Raw genomic sequence first — 22011 nt, 5'->3', positions numbered from 1 at the left:
AGGACTGATTATTCTGACTTCTCCACTGCCTGATCCCAGATCCCTTGTCGAGGACCTTTCTCTATTCTGCTTGTCCGGTCTGTGTTCTTTCCGCGGGGCGCGGAGAGAGTGTGGTACTACACTCTCTCCACAAAGTCCGTCAACCGCCCATTCTGGACCAGGGTCACACTCTTTTTCAGGACCGTGTGCACATGGTTGACGCCATAGCGGTATTGCAGGGTCATATAGTCGGGCACGTCGAAAATCGTGACATCTGCCTGTTTCCCCGGCTCCAGACTGCCGATTTGATCACCGCGACCAATCGCGTGGGCCGCGTTGATCGTCGCGGCGGTCAGCACCTCTGCAGGGGTCATGCCCATTTTCAGGCAGCCGAGATTCATGATCAGCGGCATGGAGACCGTTGGTGATGAGCCGGGATTGCAGTCGGTGGAGATGGCCACCGCCATACCGGCGTCAATCATCTTGCGTCCGTTGGCCGACTCTGCCATCAGGAAAAAGGCGGTACCCGGCAGGAGAACGCCGATCACTCCTGCCTCAGCCATCATCTGAATGCCCTGATCGGATGCGCGCAGGAGATGGTCGGCGGAAACCGCTCCGATGGAGGCAGCCAGCTCGGCGCCTTCATAGGGCTCAATCTCGTCGGCGTGAATCTTGGCCTTCAGTCCGTACTCGACTCCTGCTTCCAGGATGCGGCGAGACTGCTGCGGCGTGAAGACACCCCGCTCACAGAAGACGTCATTAAACTCAGCCAGCCCGCGACGTGCCACCTCCGGGAGCATCTCGCGAATCACCAGCTCGACAAACGCATCCGGGTCGTGCTTGTATTCGCGCGGGATGGCATGTGCGCCCATAAAGGTGCTGACGATGTCTACCGGATGCTGTTCGTTCAGCTCCCGGGCGACCTCCAGCTGTTTGATCTCGTCTTCGAGAGTCAGACCGTAGCCGCTTTTTGCTTCGACTGTGGTCACCCCATGCAGCAGGAATGCATCCAGCCGCTTCTTGCTTTCCGCATACAGCGTCGCATGATCAGCCGCGCGGGTGGCAGTTGTTGTGGCGTGAATGCCTCCCCCGTTGTTCATGATCTCCATGTAGGTGGCGCCGTTCAGCCGCATGTTGAATTCATTCGGACGGCTTCCGGCATAGACCAGATGCGTATGCGGGTCGACCAGACCAGGCGTGACCAGCTTGCCGGAAGCGTCGACCATCTCCGCTTCCGCAGCCCGCTCGCCGTAGATGGCCTGCAGTTCCTCGTCTGTGCCCACCTTTTCAATTCGTCCATTTTCCAACCAGAGACTACCGTTTTCGATGAGTCCCAGCTCGTTCATGCGCTTGCCGGTGACAGGTGCCGAAGAACCGCCGGCCAGCGTTACTAGCTGGCTGGCGCGGCGAATCCATACGGGTTTGTTCGTCATGGCGAACTACCTCCTTATAGCATCGGGATGTTGACGCCTTTTTCCTTGGCGGTTTTCACAGCCAGCTCATAACCGGCGTCCACATGGCGCACGACCCCCATCCCCGGGTCCGTGGTCAGGACGCGCTCCAGACGCTTCTCAGCTTCCGGCGTCCCGTCCGCGACGATAACCATGCCGGCGTGGAGGGAATAACCCATACCGACACCGCCGCCGTGGTGAACGGATACCCAGCTTGCTCCGCCAACCGCGTTGACCAACGCGTTGAGAATCGGCCAGTCGGCAACCGCGTCGCTGCCGTCCTTCATCGCTTCTGTCTCCCGGTTCGGGGAAGCCACGGAGCCGGAGTCGAGGTGATCACGTCCAATCACGATCGGTGCGCTCAATTCACCGCGGGCTACCATGTCGTTGATGATTTTGCCGAAGCGTGCCCGCTCGCCGTAGCCCAACCAGCAGATACGCGCCGGAAGTCCCTGGAACGACACTCTTTCCCTCGCCATGCGAATCCAGTTGCACAGATGGGTGTTGTAGGCAAACTCCCGCAAAATCACTTCATCTGTCTTGTAGATGTCCTCCGGGTCGCCGGAGAGCGCCGCCCAGCGGAACGGCCCTTTGCCTTCGCAAAACTGCGGACGGATATAGGCGGGAACAAAACCCGGGAAGCGGAAAGCATCCTCTACCCCTTCATTTTTTGCCACCTGGCGGATGTTGTTTCCATAGTCAAAGGTGACCGCTCCCCGCTCTTGCAGCTTCAGCATGGCGCGGACATGTTCCGCGATGCTCGCCTTCGCTTTGGCTACATAGGCTTGCGGATCTGCCTTGCGGAGGGCTGCTGCCTCTTCCAGTGTCATCCCGACAGGAATATAGCCGTTCAGCGGGTCGTGGGAAGAGGTCTGGTCGGTCAACACGTCCGGGATGAAGCCGCGCTCCAGCATCTCATTCAGCACATCCACGGCATTGCCGAGCAGGCCGATGGATAGGTCTTTTTTCGCTTCCTTCGCCTCGGCAGCCAGCTTCAGGGCTTCATCCAGACTCTCTGTCATCACGTCGACATAGCGCGTATCCAAACGGCGCTGAATCCGCGTGCGATCGATCTCGATGTTGATGCTGACACCGCCATTGAGCGACACTGCCAGCGGCTGCGCGCCACCCATGCCGCCAAGACCTGCCGTCACGGTGATGGTGCCGGCCAGTGTACCGCCGAAGTGCTGGCGTGCGCACTCTGCAAACGTCTCGTAAGTCCCCTGCACAATGCCCTGACTGCCGATGTAAATCCAGCTGCCCGCCGTCATCTGCCCGTACATCATCAGGCCCTTTTGATCCAGCTCGTGAAAATGCTCCCATGTCGCCCAGTTTGGCACCAGATTGGAGTTGGCCAAAAGTACGCGCGGCGCGTCAGTATGCGTCTTGAAAACGGCTACCGGTTTGCCGGATTGCACGAGCAGGGTTTCGTCAGATTCCAGGGTTGCCAATGTTTTGACAATGGCATCGAAACACTCCCAGTTCCGCGCAGCCTTTCCGATGCCACCGTAGACGACCAGGTCTTCCGGGCGTTCCGCTACTTCCTCGCTTAGGTTGTTGAGCAGCATCCGCAGCGCCGCCTCCTGCACCCATCCTTTTGTATGCAGCGCTGTTCCGGAATATTGCTTGATCAGGTCCTGAATTTTTTGTGTATTTGTCATCCTGCCACCTGTCCTCTCCCAAATTGTCTTTGTAACTCTAGTATAGAAGAGGCAAATTGGGGCAAAACAGGCGTGCAAATTTCGATTTTCTTTCTGTTTTTTCGCACAATTCCACGAAAACGTAAGCGCTTCCAACAAAAAGGGTAAAAATTTACGATTTCTCTCTTTTCTTTTGATTTCGAAATGAACGTGGGGTTGTCCCACTCTTTTCCTTAAAAATTTTGCTAAAGTAATTGGCATTGACAAAGCCTGTCCGCTCTGCAATCTCCTGTACAGACAATCTGCTTTCAAGCAGCAGCCGTTCCGCTTCCCGCAAGCGGATGGTGGTGAGCAGCTGGCGAAAGGAAACGCCCTGCCGTTTGGTCAACAGCGAGCTGAAGTAAGCCGGACTGCGGTCGACATGACGAGCCACCTCTTCCAGCCGCAGGTCGGCGCGCGCGTAGTTTTCCTCCAGATAGCGGATCGCTTGCTCGATCAGATCGCGGCGCGATTCCTCCCGGTGGACTGTAGCCGAGTCCAGCAGTTCATAGATAAATAAAAGCAGCTCCTGGACGATGCGATAGAGGACGGGAGTGTACAAAATCGTTTCAAAAACTCGGTGATACTTCTCCTCCAGCACCCCCTCGTCCAGACCATGCGATTTCATGAATCTGCGCACCTGTGCGAGGATGCTGGTCAAGCGGATTCTCAGCAGACCAGGCTCGGGATATGGCTCCGTTTTATGCAGGAACTCCCGGTACATCCACTGCTTGAGCTGTTCACGGTCACCGTCATGGAGCATGTCAATCCACGCTCTTTGCTCTGCCGGCGTTAAAAATGGGTCGAATATGGCCCAGTTCACTTTATTTTCCACAATGGAAATTTGCCGGTAGCCTTTGAAGAAACGGATATCCAGCGCCTCGACCGCATATCTGTACTTCTGGTGCAGGCTAAGCGCTTGGTCGGCGGAATGAAACAAAACGAGCGAGAGAGATTCTGTATGCTGCTCCTCCCAGTCGGACAGCAGCCGTTTTCCCGTTTCCAGTACAGACGTCCAGGCCGCTTCCTTTTCCACGGCAAACAGACAGACGATGGTATCGCTGAGCGGCAGCAATACAGGCTTGTCCCGAAACGGATAGGTCTCCAAAAAGCCTAGCAGCTTGCTGTGCTTGTTCGTCTCCTCCAATTGCAGCAGCATGAGTTGGAATCCCTTTCCGGGCGTTTCCTGCGGTAAAAAAAGACTGCGATAGGTAAGGGTTGAACCGTAGGGGTCCGCCTGCTCCACACGATCTGTTCCCATCACCTGCCTGCTTTGACAGCAGCGGGTCAGGGTACGCCGGATATGCTCGGGTGATTGCGGCTTCAGCCACAGATCGGCCGCGTGCAGCTCGATCCCCTGCAAGGCTCGTTCAAAGGTAGCCTCCGCTGTGGTGACGATCACGGTTGGCCGATACAGCGAAGCGAGCAGCTTCACCCGTTCCCATGACTTTTTCGGGATCATGTCCAGCTCTAGGCAAATCACATCGGGCCGCTCTGCCTCGATGGCGCGAAGCAGCTCGTCGACGGTTCCCGCCGTGATCACCTGGTCGTAGGGAATGGCGCATGTAGAGACAAGCCAGCTGATGCCTGTACGCTCATTGGCATCGCGGTCAGCGATTAAGAGTGTGGTCATGATATTCCCTCCTGGCGTGAGTGAACATGGAAAAAGCAAGGGCTGCCATGACGGCAACCCCTTTTACTGATTTGAGCTCCATTCTATTTTGCTGCCCAGGACGTGATCGAGTGGGATAAAGCCAATATCACGGCTGTCCATGCTGTTGTTGCGGTTATCGCCCATCACGAAGATATGATTGGCCGGCACGAGCCACTTCCGGTCTCGTTGCTCATCCATCATTTCCTTGATGTAGGGTTCATCGAGCTTGGTGCCATTCCGGTAGAGCTGATGGTCTTTTATCTCCAGGAGGTCTCCTGGTCTGCCAACCACACGTTTTACAAACCGAAAATTTTCGTCTTCTGTTCCCAGGAGAAGCTGGACGAGAGGATGCCCGACCAAATCATCCTGAAAGCTTCGTTTGCGATCAACTCGGCTGTCAATTACGACAATATCACCGTAGTCTGGCAGAAGGGAAAGTGTATGGGAGAGCTTCCAAACATAGATTCGCTGCTGATCCTGCAAGGTCGGGTCCATCGAATGACCCTCTACTTTAAAGGGCTGGAACACAAAGATGCCCAGCACAAGCGCAAGACCCAGAGCAAATGCCAATGAACGGACCCAGTCCCAAAGTTCTTTCAGCTTCATCGGCCACTCCGCCTTTCATTGCAAAAATATCCTAGAAGGCTATCATAGCATAAATCTGCCCCTGAACCAAAATTCCCCCCTGCATTACTGATCCCGACTCTAAGGAATGCGTAGTGCCTGTATCAATTGCTCCGTTACTCGTTTCTGCTCCGCTTCCTCGATGATGACGTAGCTGAGTGACTGGGGGCCAAATCGCGCGGGACGGCCGGTATAGCGCAGCTGCTCCACGGTCATCTCCGGCCACTCATTCAGGCTTGTCGCCAGAGAAATCATCTCTGTCAGTGCGACATCTGTCCGTAGATCATCGCCGACGACACTCAAGATCTCCTTGATTTTTCCCGGCGATCGCAGACTGCGAGTTTGCTCCACGAGCGCTTTGATCACTTGTTGATGCCGTGCATTTCTCCCGAAGTCTCCCTCCCGGTCTCCGCGAAACCGGGCAAAAGTCAAAGCCTGCTCACCACTGAGATGTCTTTCCCCCGCTGGCAGTTCCAGTTCTAAAGCGGCATGCTCATCCACATCCAGCGTGATGCCGCCGAGCAGATCAATCACTTTCTGGAAACCGTCAAAGTTGGCCAAAACGTAATGATCCACTGGTACGCCCATAAAATTCTCTACGGTGGCGATAGTCGTTTCCACGCCGTAACCATAGGCATGGTTAACCTTGTCCTTTTTTCCTTTTCCGGCAATCTCCACATAGGTGTCGCGCGGCAGAGACAAAAGCGTAATTTTGCCGCTTCCCTGGTTGTAAATGACGAGCAGAATGACATCTGTCCGCCCCCGGTCAGGTGAGTTGCTCTCCCGATCGACCCCGAGGAGCAAAAAGGTTTCGATCTTCTTTTGTTTGCTCTCTTCCTTTTGCGCTTCTGGTTGGTTGGATACCGGCACCGAGAGTCCGGCCCCAGCTGTTTCGGCCCCAACCGCAAGCTGGCGAGGCACGGACGGGAGACGTTCGACAGGATGGTAGATGTCTGCTGCCGTCTGATACAGAGACCAGACAAATGAACCCGCAAAAGCAAGCAGTCCAAGCAAACAGAGAGCAACCAGCGCTGCAAGCCACTTTGTTTGACGTCTCCACTCTTTCACTGGCTTCATCTCTTTGACCTCCTCCTGGCAATCCGATGGATGGATTAGGCGGAGCTGGGCGCAGTAACCTGTCTGGCAGCGGGCTCCGTGTTTGCTGGTTGTCTTTGAAATTCCGGCACAAGCTGGCTGATCAACGCCAGCACTTCTTTCAGTTGTTGGTCAGTTCCCGGCGCGGAGATGAGCAGTTCCATTTGCTCCAACGCTTGGTGAAACTCTTCAGATGCAATCGGAAGCGGCTCACTGATAAAGATTTTGTCGTGTTTCGTTGCGAGAATGCCTTCCTTGGCCGTCAGCAACTCCTCAAACAGCTTTTCTCCCGGCCTGATCCCGGAATAGACAATCTTGATGTCCACCTCCGGTTCCAGGCCGGACAAAGAGATCAAATCTCTGGCCAAATCAGCGATCTTGACGGGCTCGCCCATGTCCAGGATAAAAATCTCCCCGCCTTTTGCCATCGAGCCTGCTTGAATAATCAACTGGACCGCTTCTGGTATGGTCATGAAATAGCGAACCATGTCCGGATGCGTAACCGTTACGGGACCGCCTTGCAGGATCTGTTTTTTGAAGACGGGGATGACACTCCCCCTGCTGCCCAGAACGTTGCCAAAGCGGACTGCGGCGAATTTGGTCCGGCTGTGCTGATTGAGGCTTTGAATCAGCAGCTCGGCCAACCGTTTCGTCACCCCCATGATGCTGCTCGGGTTCACCGCCTTGTCAGTCGAGATCAGCACAAAATGGGAGGCTCCGTACAGGTTGGCGCAGTCTGCTACGTTTCTCGTTCCAAACAGATTGTTTTTGATGGCCGCAAACGGATTTTGCTCCATCATGGGAACATGCTTGTGGGCAGCAGCATGGAAGACTACCTTCGGCCGATACTGCTCAAAAATCTCCTCCAGCACGGCCAGGTCCTGGATGTCGGCAATCACCGGCATCAGCGATGATTCGGGGAATGCCTGTCGCAATTCCATATCAATTTCGTAGATGCTGTTCTCGCCGTGTCCGAGGAGCAGCAATTGCCGGGGGTGATAACGGAGAATCTGGCGGCATAGCTCGGAGCCGATCGAGCCGCCCGCTCCCGTCACCAGCACCACCTGTCCGGAGACATAACTGGAGATTCCGGCGATATCCAGCGTAACCGGCTCTCTCCCCAACAAATCCTCTACCTGCACATCCCGAATCATCCCGATGGAGACCTTACCATTAATCACATCTGTGGCGCTCGGCAGTATTTTTACATTCACCTTCGTCGTTTTGCAGATGTCGATGATTCCGGCGATTTCTTCTTTGGAAGCAGTCGGCTTGGCGATGACGACATCCTGTACCTGATAGGTTTCGACTGCTTTCTGGATCTTGTCCTTCCCTCCCAAAATCGGCAGGCCAGCCAGCTCGAGATGGTGTTGAGTGCGGTCGTCATCAATAAAGGCAACCGGCCAGTATCGGGAGCCTTTGGCAAAGCGCAGCTCACTGGTGACAAGCACGCCTGCCTGCCCAGCTCCAACAATCAGGACATTTCTTCGCGGCTGTCCCCCCTTTTTGATCAGGTAGGAATCGCGAAAAATTCTCCAGGACAAGCGCGAACCGCCTATTCCCAAAACCATCAGCATCCAGGAGATGAGCAATATCGACGTCGGCATCGAAACCAATGGAAAAAGCGGCTGTAACAAAAACAAGCCGATAAACATGAAGCCTGACACCCACAAGCTCATTTTCACGATGGACAGCAATTCGCCGATACTGGCATAGGTCCAGACCCGGTGATACAGCTTGCCGCGATGAAAGGCCGCTAATGTAAGCAATATATAGGCGCTGATCATGAACGGAATCATCTGCCACTCTGCAGCAGTCAAGGTAAAGTCAAATCGCAGGAAACATGCGAGGATAACAGCTCCCGCGATCGTGCACGCATCTAAAAAACACAGCAGCAACAGACGCTTTCGATGCGTCATCGCCATCCCTCCTTGCTGGGTTGCATGAGACTCCTCTTTACAGACATACGGCCAGTTCCTGATGAATCGCCCTGCACACGTAATCGATCTGCGCTTCGGTCAAGCCGCTGAAAAAGGGAATCGCCAGGGTAGAGGCAGACACGGACTCCGTCACTTGAAAATCTCCCTGCTGATAGCCGAATTGTTGCTGGTAGAAGGGCTGCAGATGAATCGGGGGAAAATACGGTCTGCACCCGATCCCTTGCGCCAGCAGTCTTTCCATCAGGAAATCCCGGCGGAGGCTGTTCTGCAAGCGGATGACGAAGACAAACCAGCTCATCTCTGCTCGCGGATCGATCACTGGTAAAATCACACCGGGTACGTCGGCCAGCTTTTCCAGATAACGAGCTGCCACCTCAGCGCGGCGGCCCAGCAGTTGCTCGATTCGTTCCAACTGGGCGATGCCGAGAGCAGCGCTCAGTTCATCCAAACGGTAATTCCACCCCAAGCGAACATGTGAAAGCCAAAGCCCGTCTTCACCGCGTCCCTGGTTGCGCAGACTTCTGCACAGCGCCGCCAGCTCAGGATCATCTGTCACGATCATGCCGCCCTCGCCTGTGGTCATCTGCTTGTTGGGATAAAAGGCGAAGACGCCGGCATCACCAAAGCTCCCCGCCATTTTTCCATTCCAAAAGGCCCCAATCGCTTCGCAGGCATCCTCAATAACGCGAAGTCCGTAGGTTTGGGCTACATCCATAATCGCCTCCATGTTGGCCGGCTGTCCGAAGACGTGGACGGGCAGAATGGCCTTGGTCCGCTCCGTGATGTGTTTTGCGATCAGCTCCGGGTTTATATTGAAGGATTGCTCATCAATGTCGACGAAGACAGGCCTGGCACGTTCATACAAAATACAATTACTGGAGGAGACGAAGCTGAATGGCGTGGTGATGACCTCATCTTCTTCGCCGATGCCCATCGCCCGGATCAGCATGTGCAGCGCACTCGTTCCGCTGTTGCACGCAATCGCATACCGCCTCCCCACATAAGCCGCCATCTTGGCTTCAAATGCCTCCAGCTTTGATCCCAGCGACAACTGGCCGGAATCGAGCACTTCCAGCACCAACTGCTTCTCCCTCTCCGTGATATCCGGTCCTGATAATGGAACCTTCATCGCACTCTCTCCTTTCGTCAGCGATAAAACAGTACGCGGTTCGGCTCGGCACCGTTTTTCATCCGCCAGTCGCACCGCAGCTCCTCGTATCGCTCCGGCAAAAATATGGTCTTGCCCAGATAAAACTTTCCTCTCTGCCCGGAAAAACCGGATTTGAAGAAAAACAGCGGATTCTCAGGCGACGGGTCCGTTCCTCCGCCCAGATGCAGATATCTGCAGCCGTACTCTTTTCCCAGCCTGGCCGCTTCGTGAATCAACAGAGAAGTGGCTCCCCATTCCTTCCCTGCTGCACTCGCCGCAGACAAGTGGTACTCCAAAATCTCCGCATTTCGATAGAAAAAGGCGGCGGCAACCACCTGTCCCTCCCACCTGCACAAAGCGTAATGGGCATTGGCAAAGCGCTCCCAAGCCTGGTAATAGGAATCGGGAAAGAAATAGAATGACGCTGCCTCAAGATCCTCCATGAGCTGGTTGTACAAGCGCGGAAAGTAGCTGAAAAATTCGGCGTGATCCGTCCATTCCACGGTGAACCCCTGCCTCCATGCTTTTCTTACTTTCCTCCGGCCCCGCGTCAGGTATTGCGCAAACAAGTCGTCACCCGTCAGGTCGATGGCAACCGTTTCCCGATTCAACGTCACCTCGCCGGGATACAATCGCCAGTTCTCCAAGAGCGGATGAAAGCGGACCAATTCGGCGAGAATGCGGTTCTCCCTGCACCACTCATGATAGGCAGCCCAGGAGCGCGCTAAAAAAGAGGGGCTCGTCGTCGTGGCCAAAGCTCCGCCGTATCCATACGGGGTTTGCACGTCGTACAAATCCGTTCCCGGCACGGCGCCCATCAAAAAGGCGTGGTAAAACACGTCCTGCTGTTCTTCATAAATAAAAAAAGCAGGCGTCAGCCCGCCTTCTCTCGTAGCGTCAATCAATATATAATCAGGTTGATGAGAGGGACATGTCAATCGACTCTCCATACGCGTCAGGACACGCTTGGCCCGCTCCACATCCACTTCTGGTGCCGCAGAATTTTTCCCCATGGAAAGCTGTCCCCCCTTATCATTATTCCTTCGCGGAGTATTGCTGCTTCTCGCTTTTTAGCAAGAACTTTTCTTTTTCAGCGTAGATTCCGTCCTTTTTCAGCACGACGCGAAAAGTCCGCAGCAAAATGTACAGATCCAGGTTCAGTGAAAGTCTCTCTACATAGTTCAAATCCAGCTCGATGCGTTCCGGCCAGCTTAATTCATTGCGTCCGCTCACCTGGGCAAGACCGGTCAGACCTGGACGTACGGCCAGTCTTCCCCGCTGTCTCGGCGAATATTGTTCGACCTGATAGGCGAGGGTGGGGCGCGGTCCGATAAAACTCATCTCCCCTTTGAGAATATTAAGCAGCTGGGGCAGCTCGTCGAGGCTCCAGCGCCGGAGAAAGTGACCTGCTCTGGTGATGCGCGGATCGTGCTGCCCCGTATAAAATCCATCTCCCTGTCGCTCAGCATGGCGGATCATGGTCCGAAACTTATAGATGCGAAAAAGCTGGCCACTCCTTCCTACACGCTCCTGCGTAAACAGGATCGGGCCTTGGGAATCTGCCTTGATCCACAGCGCAATCACGACAGACAAGGGCAGCAGCAGGAGGATCAACAAAACGGAAAAAATCAGGTCAAGCCCTCGTTTCCATGACGGATAACCCATGGTTCGCTGCCTCCTATTCACCCCAGTGAAGCGGCTGGGCCGGCTGGGCTTTGTTCACGTGTTGCGGCTGTCCGCATACATCCGTTAAAAATCGGCTGGCAAGATGCTCCAGGTTATGCATTTCCATCACGTATGATCTTCCCCTCTGCCCCATCTCCTGCCGTTCTTTTTCCGTCATCTTCAACAGCCTCCGGATTGCATCCACTAATTGCCGGGAATCCTCCGGTCGAATCGAGATGCCGCAACCGGCCTCCTCGATGGGATCATTGCCTGCATCAATCGCATGGATCACAGGTTTGCCTGCCATCATGTAATCAAAGAGCTTGTTTGCGGAGACGCCAAAGCGCAGCAGAGGGAGCATTTTCCACCCCATAAACAAAGCGTCCATCCAGCGCAGACAAGCAGGAATCGCCGTTTTGGGAATCGGCGGCAGAAAAGAGACATGACGCAGCCCTTTTTCCTCGACAAGCTGCTCTAGGGCTGCTTTCATCGGCCCTTGCCCGACAAGGACAAAGGCGACGGGCTGATCGCGCAATTCATCGGCCGCTTCTATCAAATCCTCCAGCCGATTGGCAAGTCCATGCGATCCCGCATACCCAATAATAAATCGCCCTTCCTCTTTCCAGCGCTGCAGCGTCTCCCTATGGAGATCCGGCAGCCTCTCTGGCCCCGATTCCTCCCATTCCTCCACGACGATGCCGTTAGGCAGGTAGTAAAATTTCCCTTGCGCCAAACCGTGCAGGCGCATATGCTCTTCCGCCTTGGGGAGCAGGGAAACGATTTGATCCGATACAGAATAGGCGTAGTTTTCGGCAAATTGGGTCAGTATGATAAAGGGATGCCAGGCCGATCTGTTTCCATACTCGATCAATGACTGGGGCCACAGATCACGCACCTCAAACACCAATTTGGCTCGGGCGCTGCGGGCCACGCGTTTTGCCCCGAAAATACTGAAGGGATGAGGAGAAGAAACCATGACCAGATCCGGTCTATACCGCTCCGACAGGATCGGGGCATAGCGGTGGATGAGCCAGGCGAATCCCAGCATATTCAGGACGCGGCGCGAACCATTTCCTGTATAGCGGGGGGTCTTGATCCAGAGGTAGCGAATACCGTCAATCATTTCCTCTGTCAATCCATCTTTGTTGTCGGGGTTCACGAGCCGCAAATGGGAGAAGCCTGACGCCACGATGGTCACCTCATGCCCCAGCTTGACCCACTCTCTGGCCAGATAATAGGGGCGGAGAGCCATTCCGTGTCTATGTGAGCCGGCATAAGGAAAGATCAGCATGATGTTCACGGTTTACACATCCTTTTTTCCAAAGTCAGATTCTGTAGATTGGCCCTCCCGTTTTTCCAGTGAAAAAGGAGTGGATCATTAAACAAATAGTCGAGTGCGCTTGCACCGCCGACAAATGGACCAAATCGCTGCGGATACGGCTCCTCCTGAAAATATTGATACCTGACGGCAATTCCCCTTTGTGCAAACACTTCGCCCTCCAGATACTCTTTTCCGCTTGGCCCGGACAGATAGCAGGTCCCACCGACTGCACGCACCAGCTCGGACAGCAGCTCGGAGCTTGCTCCCTCCGCCTGAAAATCAGAAGCCAGATAAATGGGCGTGCGAATCTCCAGCTTTGTTTTGATCCACTCAATCCCGGGGATCGTCAGCTCGATCAATTTCTGGTGGGCGGGCCGGTACAGCTCTTGTACGGCAGGGAAAAGCTCTTCGAATGCCGGCGTATTTCGATACAGCCGTTCTATGGTCTTGAGATGCTTCTCCTTCCATTCATGTTCCCCGTTGATTTCGATCTGGCAGGTGAGCTGTTGATACTGTCCCTTGGACTTTACAGGCACGGTGAGCCATTGCATTCCCTGCGGCCCTTTGATTTGTACGCGGTTTTGATAGCCTCGCCGGGTAAACTGGACATTGTCCAGCAGGATGAATGCATCGGCGCTCGCCATTTTGTCAAAAAAACCGAGCCATGGAAACAGGTTGGGCTGATGGATGGCCACAATCATAGAACCATCCTCAGGACCTCATACGCCTCTGCCCAATCCCGCTTGATCTGCGTTCCGCGCATTTTGGCCAGTCCTTCGATAAACGCCTGGGTAAAATAAGGGCGCTGCATTTCAATTTGAGACTGGTAGGCTTGCAGTGCCTCCCATTTTCGCCTGACGAAACGCTGTTCCAATGGTATAAAGCCCTGGGCGGGAAATGAAATCTGGTTCCATGGCAGTTCATAGCCAAGCACCGTGGTTTCCTTGAAAGCGCGCAAGCCTTCCAGGTGAATCACTTGATGATCCTGATGCATATCCTGGCTGGAGGGCAATAGCACGATATCCGGATAGATCCGGCAGCGCAGCGCAACGATCTCTTCCAAAATCTCCTGACGAAGGCTGGAAAACCAGCGCACGGGGTAGCGAAAAACAAAAAGCCGATCCCGCGGCACACCGAGGATCGACATCGCTTCATAAAACTCCTGTTCCATCGTATCAGGCGGAGCCAGTTTCGGGACGGATTCCTCCGCAGTTGAAAAGGTCGCCACAAATACCTCTGCGCTTTGCTCGACAAGCCTGGCGATAAAACCGCCGCACCCCAGCTCCGCATCGTCTGTATGGGGTGCCAAAATCAAGACCCTTTTCGGATTCATTTCCCGTCATCCCTCCCTTCCTTGGACAGAAGTGGCAACAGCTTCTGATATAGTGCAGTCAGGGACCTCCCCTCTGCTTCCCAGTTATACCTTTCCTCAACCACGCTCCGGCCGCGCCGCCCCATCGCCTGTGCTTCATCCGGATCATCCAGCAGCTCCTGGATCGCTCTGGCAATGGCGTCCACATTCTGTGGATTAACCAGCACACCGCAGTTTTCTTTGGCGACAAATTCTCTCCAGAGAGGAAAGTCAGAGGCGATCACCGGTATTCCTGCCGCCATGTATTCAAACAGTTTGTTTGGCTGGGCATCGATATAATTGGGGACCGGATGATACGGCACGATTCCACCCCGTACCTCTGCCAGCAGCTTCCTGATGTGATCGCGGGAGAGCCAGCCCAGATACTCGACTCTCTCCCAGCCGGGCATGGAGCGAAACTCTTCTTCAAGCTCGGGCGGCGCAAACCGCCCAGCCAGCTTGAGTCGGACAGGCGAGCTTTCCGGCAGGCGGGACAACGCCTCTACGGTCTGCTTCACGCCCCTGATCATGCTGATATCGCCGATGAAGGCGAGCGCATTTTCTTTTTCCACGGAGCCATCCTCTGCCGGGAGCGCAAACTCCTCCAGCATCGGAAAGTTTTGTACGAGCCATGTTTTTTCAGCGGGAAACCGCTTGGCAATTTTGGTCGTAACCGTAACGATTCCGTCAAACCAGCGGGCCCCGATGGCTTCCACCCCTTCGACTGCCTTGGCGACAAACAGGCGGACCCACGGCTTGATCCAGTGTTTGCTCAGGATTTGCCTCGGCACATCCTCATGTACATCGTAGATGACCTTTTTCCCGTGCAGCTTGAGCAGCAGTCCCACGAAAATCAGTTCCGGATCGTGGAAATGATACAGTTCGGCGTCTTCCTTTCTCGCCTGCAGGTAGACATCCCGGACCGTCCGCGTCATCCGTGACAGGCGGCCTGTACGCAAAGGGACAGCTCGAATAGAGATGTCATCGATTTGCTGATCCTGTTCATGCGGGACGACCAGCACCACCTGATACCCATTTTTTGCCAGAGTCTTGCACTGCTTGTGAAAAATTCTCGTGTCATAGGCCCCGTGTACAGACGTCAGATGAACCACTTTTCTGCTCATACTTCCTCCCTTTACCCGATCAGCATGAGAAACGGAAGGCCCTTTTGTAAAAGCAGCTCATCTGCGAACACTTGCAAGGTCAAGCCCCCGGGCAGCAGGGAATACGATGACGTTTTGCGGAGCTGGTAACAAATCTCTTCCCAGAGACGCTTTCCGTCATCCAGCAGATTTCCGGGCACATCTGCCTGCCAGTGCCGGGGATGGGTTAGCACATAAACCACCGGCTCCTCTTTCTGCAAGGCAGCTAACGGATCATCCGGCTTCCAAAAGTGCGGGGCAAGTGTATCAGAGTGGCGGCTGGTTACATACCGCATCATGTTTTCATCGTAAGTCTCCAGTTCAATCCCCAGTTGCTGGCGGACCTCCTCGCAGGCCAAAATTTCGCTGTTTGCGATCCCGACCCGCCGGTTGAAAAAGTCCCCATGGGAAGCGACTGTATGCAGCGGCAAGCCCGTTTGCTCACGCAGGGCCAGGTAATTTTTGATAAACAATTGGCGGATTTGCTCCATCGAAAGATACACCTGCTCTTTGCTGTCGAAGCCTTGCTGCTTGCCGATGGCAGCAATCTCTTCGTAGTGATAGCTGGCCTCTGCCCCTGCCAGGTGGATCTCCTTCATAAAAGCAACGTCGATGGTCGACAGCCGGAAATAGTAAGAGGCTCTCCCTCCCAGCTTGTTTTCAATGGAGAACATCGCCTTGGCCGTCTTCACATCGGTATCTACATCATGACGCAAAATCAGATAGCGGGTATGTTTGGCTGGTCCGCCCGCCTTGATCACCTCCCAGAACGAGGCGACTGAATGCAGCTCATATCCCCGGTCGCGTGCTTCTCTCAGCAATTGTTCGTAGAGACTCAACCGGGAAGGCATGATGAAATCAGAATAGAGACGCCACAGGAACCTACGGCTCACAATCATTGACCTCCCTTTTCACTGCGACAGTGAATTCATGTTCTTTCCTTTCTTTTTCCGCATGCTCCTGTGCCTTTCGCGGCGTAAAAACAAGCGCGACCCCTGCTAACGCGAAAAGCAGCTTGTTGTCGTTGATATCGCCACTCACCATGGCATTCAGGAGGAAATACAGCAGCGCAGCGAAGAGAGCCCTCGCTTCAAAGCTGCGCAAATGGCGGTAGAGCCTGCTGAATCCTGCATAAAACAACGCAAGCAATGCCAATCCAGCCAGCCACCCTCCCTCCAGAGTGATCTCCAGCCAGATGTTGTGCGGATATTGTCTGGTTTCACCCTGCCACAAATTAATCTCGTGAGCGAAGCCTCCCCAGCCGATTCCAAACGGGTGGGCAGCGATTGTCTCCCAGGAACGCTCAAAGGCCGTCAATCTGGACAGCTCTGAAGCGCCCAAATCGCCTTCCAAAAAGCTTTGGATGCGATTCGTGGCAGACTGTGGAAGAATGGAAAGCGCCGTCGTCATCACGAGGCTGAGGATCAGCAGACCGATGCAGAAGATGCCGATCTGTTTCCCTTTTCTCCCGTAGTACAGTGGACCTGCGACCGCTGCCACTGCCAACAGCGACATCAGCGGTCCGCGCGACCCCGACCCGATCAGGACGAGCAAGAAAAAGGCCAGCAGCCCAATCGCCAGAGCGGCATTCATCCGGCTTTCCACGGCAAGCAGGAAAATCCATAGAAAAGCCAGCCCCGTCGTCCGACCCAGAGCGATCGTACTCGAGCCAAACGCCGTCATCCCCGTTGAATTCGCATGGGCTCCCCCTTGGCCTGCCAACAGCCACGATGTGAAGCTGTCGACGCCCATAATAATGGCTAGGCACGTCATTATCTGAAACACGTTGCGGATTTCTGACTCCCCTTTGCAGAGAAACAACGGGGCGATCGCAGCAAGCAGGGTGAAGCTGAACAGCTTCCATACTTTTTCCGTCCCGTACGCAGTCCACTCGATCCAGTACAGCGGCAGGAGAAACAGGAAAAACAATCCCCACATCCAGAAGAGCGGCAGCGGGAGGCGGTATTGATTTTTGTGCAAGGCAATAGCCAGATAAGCGATGGTGAGCAAAGCAAGCAGCAAGGTGAGATCAACGGGCAGCCAGGAGAGACGGGGATCGGCTTTAAAATTGCCTGCGAGTAAGAAGCCTCCAAACACCATTGTTTTTCCATCTAACTCAATCGGTAGCCATCGCGTTTTCATCCCAGTGTCCTCGCTGTTTCTCTTTGACGTGGAAATATTAAGGGGAACCCGTTTCAGTAGCAAGCAGCCTGCGGAGACAGACGGCAACCTCGGACTGTAGCTGGGCTGAGAGGTGAGGCCAGAGCGGCAGGGAAAATACTTCGCGGGCACATGCTTCGGCCACCGGCAAAGTGATCCCCAGATGTTTGTACACGGGCAACTGGTGAACTGGAATCGGGTAATAGATCATCGTGCCGATGCCATGCTGGCGGAGTCCCTTCGTTACAGCATCTCGCCGGTCTTCAGGAAGACGCACCGTGTATTGGTGAAAGACATGCTTGCCGCATTCCCGCTCGCTTGGCACGATGAGCCCGCCGATCGTACTCAGCAGTTCATGATAGCGATGGGCAGCCTCCCGTCTCAGGTCGTTCCACTCATCAATCCGCTTCAGTTTCACCCGCAAAATGGCTGCCTGTATTTCGTCCAGCCGGGAGTTATATCCGACACATTCATTTCTGTATTTCTGCCTGGAGCCGTGTACGCGGAGCATCGCAGCCAGCTCTGCAACCCGATCATCATTGGTCACGAGCATGCCGCCATCCCCGTACCCGCCCAAATTTTTGGTGGGGAAAAAGGAGAAGCAGCCGGCCTCTCCGAACGTTCCCAGCTTGACACCCTGATACTCGCCGCCAAAGGACTGGGCTGCATCCTCGACGAGATACAGGCCGTATCGCTGCGCTACTTGCTGGATCGCATCCAGATCCGCCGCTTGTCCGTAAAGATGTACAGGTAAAATGGCTTTTGTCCGCGGCGTGATCACAGCCTCAATGCTTCCTGCATCTATCGTGTAATACCGGTCTTCGATATCGACAAAAACAGGGATTGCGCCCACCTGCTCGATCGCTTCCGCCGTAGCAAAGAACGTGAACGGACTGGTGATCACTTCATCGCCGGGCCCGATGCCAAGTGCACGAAGCGCAATCACCAAAGCGTCTGTCCCGGAATTGACAGCGATAGCATGCTTGACGCCCAAATACGCAGCCGCCTCCCTTTCAAAAGCTGCAACCTGGGTCCCCATAATGAACAGCCCTGATCGAAGGACGCCCTGAATCGCATCGTTTAGCTCTTCCCACAGCAGATCGATTTCCGGCTGCGGGTCAAAGATGGGTATTGCTGACACAGCCAGCCCCCCTTTCCCCTCAATTTTGCAAAATCACTTGAAACAATTCGGCGTCCAAGGGATGAATCAACACATTATTATGCCAGAGTAAGGTAAAATTGCCGTTGTATTTCCGACAGCGCGCCTTCAGCTTTTCAATCTCCTCTCTCGCCTTCTCCCGCGACAGATTCATGTAAATCTTCTCCAAAACTGTGATTTCCATCACAATCAAAGGCTGCTCGACGAGTTGCAAGGCTTGCCGCGTCTGTAGATGATAAACCGGGTAATCATAGCACACTCCACAGCGAAAGCCTGCATGATCCGCATATCCCAGAGTGCTGTCATAGCTGAGCCCGGCCTCTGCCCAAAGTCCCCAGGTAGTCGGATTCTCCCAGCGCAAATAATGCTGCCGTCCACCGATGCGCTGCTGAACGATCCCTTCATCCTCGAGTGTGGCCAGCAGCCTCTGAAACTCGTGATTCAAGGCAGCGGGATCACGATAGGTATGGTAACTGGGATGAAGCCCGATCTCATGCCCCCGTTCATGAACGCGGCGCAGCAGTTTTCGAATCCACTCGTCTTCGAGATGGTAAAGGCCGTCGATCTGTCCTGCGGTATGACCGGCGATAAAGTAAAAGGCAGTTTGCAGGCCTTGGCGTTCGCAGACATTCATGATCCAGTCAAATGTATTGTAGAGATCTGCATCGAGATCTCCCCGTTTTACTTTTATCAAAGACTGTACCCTCCGCATGGCAAGGCCCAGATTGTGACGTCTCCATACGTCTCCCACCGCTTTCCTCAAAACCGCCGTGATCGGGATGTACGCCATGCCCAGTGGCCAATCTACATCGTGGCTGATCCGCATCTGGAAACGATGCTGCTTTCGTTCCAACCCCGGCCACAAAGCCTTCAGGCACCACCAGAGCAGCTCCAGATACTCATTCACAATCGGTCGATCGAGAAAGCCCTCCTGGTAGGCGAGAGAGGCGATGGCCGGAAACCGGTCGTGGCGGTCCCGATCAGGCTTCACTGCCTCCTCGTAGCGGGTCAGCATGAAAAACGAGCTGCCAAAAATATCAACACCGAGTCGGATGCCGGAATCATTCCTGACCAGATACTCGCCGTTTTCCAGCGGGGCCCCCCAGATAATCGGCAACTCTTCCTCCACCAGCAAATCGCGCAGCGGTGCATCGGAACCGAGCGCAGACAGGTCCCATTTTGCCAACGGCTGCGGCGGCAGAGATTGCGGGGTAAGCCAACAGCCGTCGTCCTGCTGAAAAAAGCAGTCAGAGAGAATAAGTTCGCTCTCCTCCTCCCCACCCACAGCAGAGATTCTGATGTCAGTCCGCAGTTCGACCTCTGCCTCGTAGTCGATACCGAGAAAATGGCTCAGCAGTACATCAAAAATATAGGCGCGTTCTCGTCTCCATCCAGGCGGGTGAGCAATTTTCAACAAAGCCATTAACCCCTTCCCGGCGTTTTCGCAAACAACCACCACTCTCTCAGATAATGCAGGAGCGGTTTTACTCCGTATCTGTTCAGCACATAATAGGGAACCAGCCTGGCTCCCCAGCGAATCTTGGAATCGGCTACCCCAGGGTTATTGGCGCCAACAAAGTCAAAGCCCAAAACCTGTTCTTCCTGCAAATCCTCCAGAAGCGTACGAATCAGCAGTTGGGTCACTCCCGCCTGCAAATGGCTGGTAACCGTGCCGACGAGCCAAAATTTTGCCCGCTCTCCCGGATGAAGCAGGATGATCGACGCGCTGGCCGGCTCTCCATTTGGGGCATAGCAGACATAGACGCGGCAGCCTTCATCTCCGATCAAGCGGACTGCCAATTGAAGATCCGACGCAGTCAGATAACGGGTTAGCCCTTTTCGCTCTTGCGTCTCCGCTAAACACTGAAATGCCGCCTCTGCGTCCAGGGTACGCACGCAGCGATAGCCCAGCTTCTCAGCCTTGCGAATATTTCGCCTGACCGACTCATTCGCTTGCTTGATCGAGTAGGGAAAATCAAGATAAAGAGTATATTTGACATAGGCCCGATAACCGGCCCATTGCCAGGGCCTGACGTCTGTGATTTCTGGGGGAAGACTGATGGCATTGGCCGTCCCCCTGCTGCTCATCTCCTGTGCCAGCAGTCCGGCGCTCTCCAGCCACTGGCCGTTGATGCTGGAGAGCGACTGGGCCGGAGTGTGGACGAAGCGGACGGACATGTAGGGAAGCGTGGGCGGATGCCTGATCGCGCCTCGCTTGTTCAGAAAAAAAGAGGATTCGATCATGGGAAGCTCGCCTTCTCCTGAAAAAAGCTGACACTGCTTGTGCGCAAGTCCCCATTTGATTCGGATAAATTCAGCCAAGCCTTCATTGACAAGCATGCTTTGCAGGTTCCTCCTCCCGCTCATTTTTCTGTGAAAGATGGGGGGCGCGTCGGATCGCATACCAGGACAAGTACCCGTGAATGAGATACCCGACCGCCCCGGCTGTACAGAGTGCGGCAATCGTAAGCGTGGAAGAAAAAGAGAGAGTGACGGATAAAACCACCGCCAGCAGCATTAAGGGCAATCGGATCAGCTCGCGTATCGCGTGCAAATCCTGTCGCTCCAGAACGATGATGGTAAAGCCAATGCTGTTGGCGAGGAAGCTAAGCGCAAGCATAGGGGAGCTGATCTGCAGATACAAGCCGGCATCTCTCCATTCTTCGCCAAACACGACAGCAAACAGCCACGGCGCAAACAGGGCGAGCAGCGCGACGAGTGGAATCACAAAGACCAGGTTGCGCAGTGTTTTCCAGAAAAAGATCTCTGCCTGCTCCGGCATCTCCAGCATCAGCTTGCTCATCTCCGCCATATACACATTGGAAACCGCGTTGCTGACCAAGGTGAGCGGCGCACTGACGAGATTGAGAGAAAAAGAGAAATGACCGACGATCTCCGCATGATAGGCGTAACCGAGAAAAAGAATGGGGATTTGCATGCTGATCGTATTGAGCAGCGCGGACCAACTGCTGAAGAGGGGAAACTTCATATAGCGACGTGCTGCTTTTCGTATATTCCCCCAGGAGATCCCCTGCAAGCTGACCCGATCCTGCTTCCAGGATGTAAGTAGGAGGCTGCCTGTGCCGCTTACCCTGCCAACCATATCCCCCAGCGCAAGACCGAGCGGTCCGGCGTGGATCAGCCCGCTTCCCAGTTGAACGACTGACATGCCGATGCTCTGCTTCCACTTGGTCGACATGATCCGCGGATACGCTTGTTTGCGCAGCGCCCAGTAATGAAGACTTTGATAGACGCCCGCTCCGAGAAAGCTGAAGGGCAAGAGCCACAGAACGGATGAAAGCCCCGGGGTATTCAGCATGCTCGACATCTCGCTTCCCCACAGCCACACCGAAAGACCTATCAAAAGAGCGATTGTCCCGGTAATCAGCAGCGACAGCGCCAGCAAATTGGCCGCGCTCTCTTCCTCCTTTGGCAGCGGAATCGCCCATTCGTAGCGAAGAGAGGCCAAGACGACGAAAATCGAGAGCAGGGAGGTAAACACAGCAAAAACGCCAAACTCCTCAGGAAGGTACAACCGACTGAGAAACGGCGTAACCAGAAACGTCAGACCTTGTGCGAGCGCCGTCCCTCCAGCCAGATACCCGACACCGCGTAAAAACTTGCTTGCTGCCATACTGCCG

At 54.7% G+C, this 22011-nt stretch carries 19 protein-coding genes; all 19 read right to left on the bottom strand.

Annotated elements, in window-relative coordinates; translation table 11 throughout:
- Window positions 1-116 precede the first annotated feature (116 nt).
- Window positions 117-1412 carry an imidazolonepropionase gene (gene hutI / locus NDK47_RS07620; RefSeq protein WP_251874253.1) on the bottom strand — a complete coding sequence of 432 codons (1296 nt, stop codon included), beginning with the start codon at window positions 1410-1412 and terminating at the stop codon, window positions 117-119.
- 14 nt (window positions 1413-1426) lie between these two features.
- Window positions 1427-3091, bottom strand: a complete 1665-nt coding sequence (gene hutU, locus NDK47_RS07615; RefSeq protein ID WP_251874252.1) for a urocanate hydratase — start codon at window positions 3089-3091, stop codon at window positions 1427-1429.
- A 151-nt stretch (window positions 3092-3242) separates the two neighbouring features.
- Window positions 3243-4742 (bottom strand): helix-turn-helix domain-containing protein, encoded by a 1500-nt coding sequence (locus NDK47_RS07610; RefSeq protein WP_251874251.1) that lies wholly within the window; start codon window positions 4740-4742, stop codon window positions 3243-3245.
- A gap of 63 nt (window positions 4743-4805) precedes the next feature.
- A complete protein-coding gene (gene lepB, locus NDK47_RS07605; protein ID WP_251874250.1) occupies window positions 4806-5369 on the bottom strand; it encodes a signal peptidase I in 564 nt (187 codons plus the stop codon).
- A 99-nt stretch (window positions 5370-5468) separates the two neighbouring features.
- The gene (locus NDK47_RS07600) at window positions 5469-6464 is read right to left on the bottom strand and encodes an LCP family protein (RefSeq protein ID WP_251874249.1); all 996 of its coding nucleotides are present in this window, start codon (window positions 6462-6464) and stop codon (window positions 5469-5471) included.
- A 35-nt stretch (window positions 6465-6499) separates the two neighbouring features.
- A complete protein-coding gene (locus NDK47_RS07595; RefSeq protein ID WP_251874248.1) occupies window positions 6500-8401 on the bottom strand; it encodes a polysaccharide biosynthesis protein in 1902 nt (633 codons plus the stop codon).
- Between the two features lie 37 nt (window positions 8402-8438).
- The gene (locus NDK47_RS07590) at window positions 8439-9551 is read right to left on the bottom strand and encodes a DegT/DnrJ/EryC1/StrS family aminotransferase (RefSeq protein WP_251874247.1); all 1113 of its coding nucleotides are present in this window, start codon (window positions 9549-9551) and stop codon (window positions 8439-8441) included.
- Between the two features lie 17 nt (window positions 9552-9568).
- Entirely contained in the window at window positions 9569-10585 is a 1017-nt protein-coding gene (locus tag NDK47_RS07585; RefSeq protein WP_251874246.1) for a GNAT family N-acetyltransferase, read from the bottom strand.
- A 22-nt stretch (window positions 10586-10607) separates the two neighbouring features.
- Window positions 10608-11237 carry a sugar transferase gene (locus NDK47_RS07580; RefSeq protein WP_251874245.1) on the bottom strand — a complete coding sequence of 210 codons (630 nt, stop codon included), beginning with the start codon at window positions 11235-11237 and terminating at the stop codon, window positions 10608-10610.
- 13 nt (window positions 11238-11250) lie between these two features.
- On the bottom strand, window positions 11251-12528 hold the full coding sequence (locus NDK47_RS07575; protein ID WP_251876047.1) for a glycosyltransferase family 4 protein: 1278 nt from the start codon (window positions 12526-12528) through the stop codon (window positions 11251-11253).
- A gap of 5 nt (window positions 12529-12533) precedes the next feature.
- Window positions 12534-13259, bottom strand: a complete 726-nt coding sequence (locus NDK47_RS07570) for a WbqC family protein (protein WP_251874244.1) — start codon at window positions 13257-13259, stop codon at window positions 12534-12536.
- Window positions 13256-13891 carry a PIG-L deacetylase family protein gene (locus NDK47_RS07565; protein ID WP_251874243.1) on the bottom strand — a complete coding sequence of 212 codons (636 nt, stop codon included), beginning with the start codon at window positions 13889-13891 and terminating at the stop codon, window positions 13256-13258. Before NDK47_RS07565 ends, NDK47_RS07570 begins: the two co-directional genes overlap by 4 nt.
- Window positions 13888-15033, bottom strand: coding sequence for a glycosyltransferase family 4 protein (locus NDK47_RS07560; RefSeq protein WP_251874242.1), 1146 nt, complete (start codon window positions 15031-15033; stop codon window positions 13888-13890). The genes NDK47_RS07565 and NDK47_RS07560 overlap by 4 nt, the downstream gene beginning before the upstream one ends.
- 11 nt (window positions 15034-15044) lie before the next feature.
- Window positions 15045-15944 carry a hypothetical protein gene (locus NDK47_RS07555; RefSeq protein WP_251874241.1) on the bottom strand — a complete coding sequence of 300 codons (900 nt, stop codon included), beginning with the start codon at window positions 15942-15944 and terminating at the stop codon, window positions 15045-15047.
- A complete protein-coding gene (locus tag NDK47_RS07550) occupies window positions 15934-17193 on the bottom strand; it encodes an O-antigen ligase family protein (RefSeq protein ID WP_251874240.1) in 1260 nt (419 codons plus the stop codon). Before NDK47_RS07550 ends, NDK47_RS07555 begins: the two co-directional genes overlap by 11 nt.
- A gap of 37 nt (window positions 17194-17230) precedes the next feature.
- Entirely contained in the window at window positions 17231-18352 is a 1122-nt protein-coding gene (locus NDK47_RS07545; RefSeq protein ID WP_251874239.1) for a DegT/DnrJ/EryC1/StrS family aminotransferase, read from the bottom strand.
- Window positions 18353-18371: 19 nt separating this feature from the next.
- Window positions 18372-19793, bottom strand: a complete 1422-nt coding sequence (locus NDK47_RS07540; RefSeq protein WP_251874238.1) for a polysaccharide deacetylase family protein — start codon at window positions 19791-19793, stop codon at window positions 18372-18374.
- Complete coding sequence (locus NDK47_RS07535; RefSeq protein ID WP_251874237.1) at window positions 19793-20710, bottom strand: GNAT family N-acetyltransferase; 918 nt, start codon at window positions 20708-20710, stop codon at window positions 19793-19795. Before NDK47_RS07535 ends, NDK47_RS07540 begins: the two co-directional genes overlap by 1 nt.
- Window positions 20697-22004 (bottom strand): oligosaccharide flippase family protein, encoded by a 1308-nt coding sequence (locus tag NDK47_RS07530; protein WP_251874236.1) that lies wholly within the window; start codon window positions 22002-22004, stop codon window positions 20697-20699. Before NDK47_RS07530 ends, NDK47_RS07535 begins: the two co-directional genes overlap by 14 nt.
- Window positions 22005-22011: the final 7 nt, after the last annotated feature.

It is taken from the genome of Brevibacillus ruminantium, assembly GCF_023746555.1.
Taxonomy (GTDB): Bacteria; Bacillota; Bacilli; order Brevibacillales; family Brevibacillaceae; genus Brevibacillus; species Brevibacillus ruminantium.
The sequence above is the reverse complement of the archived record's forward strand: the minus strand, read 5'-3'. Positions and strand labels throughout refer to the sequence as shown.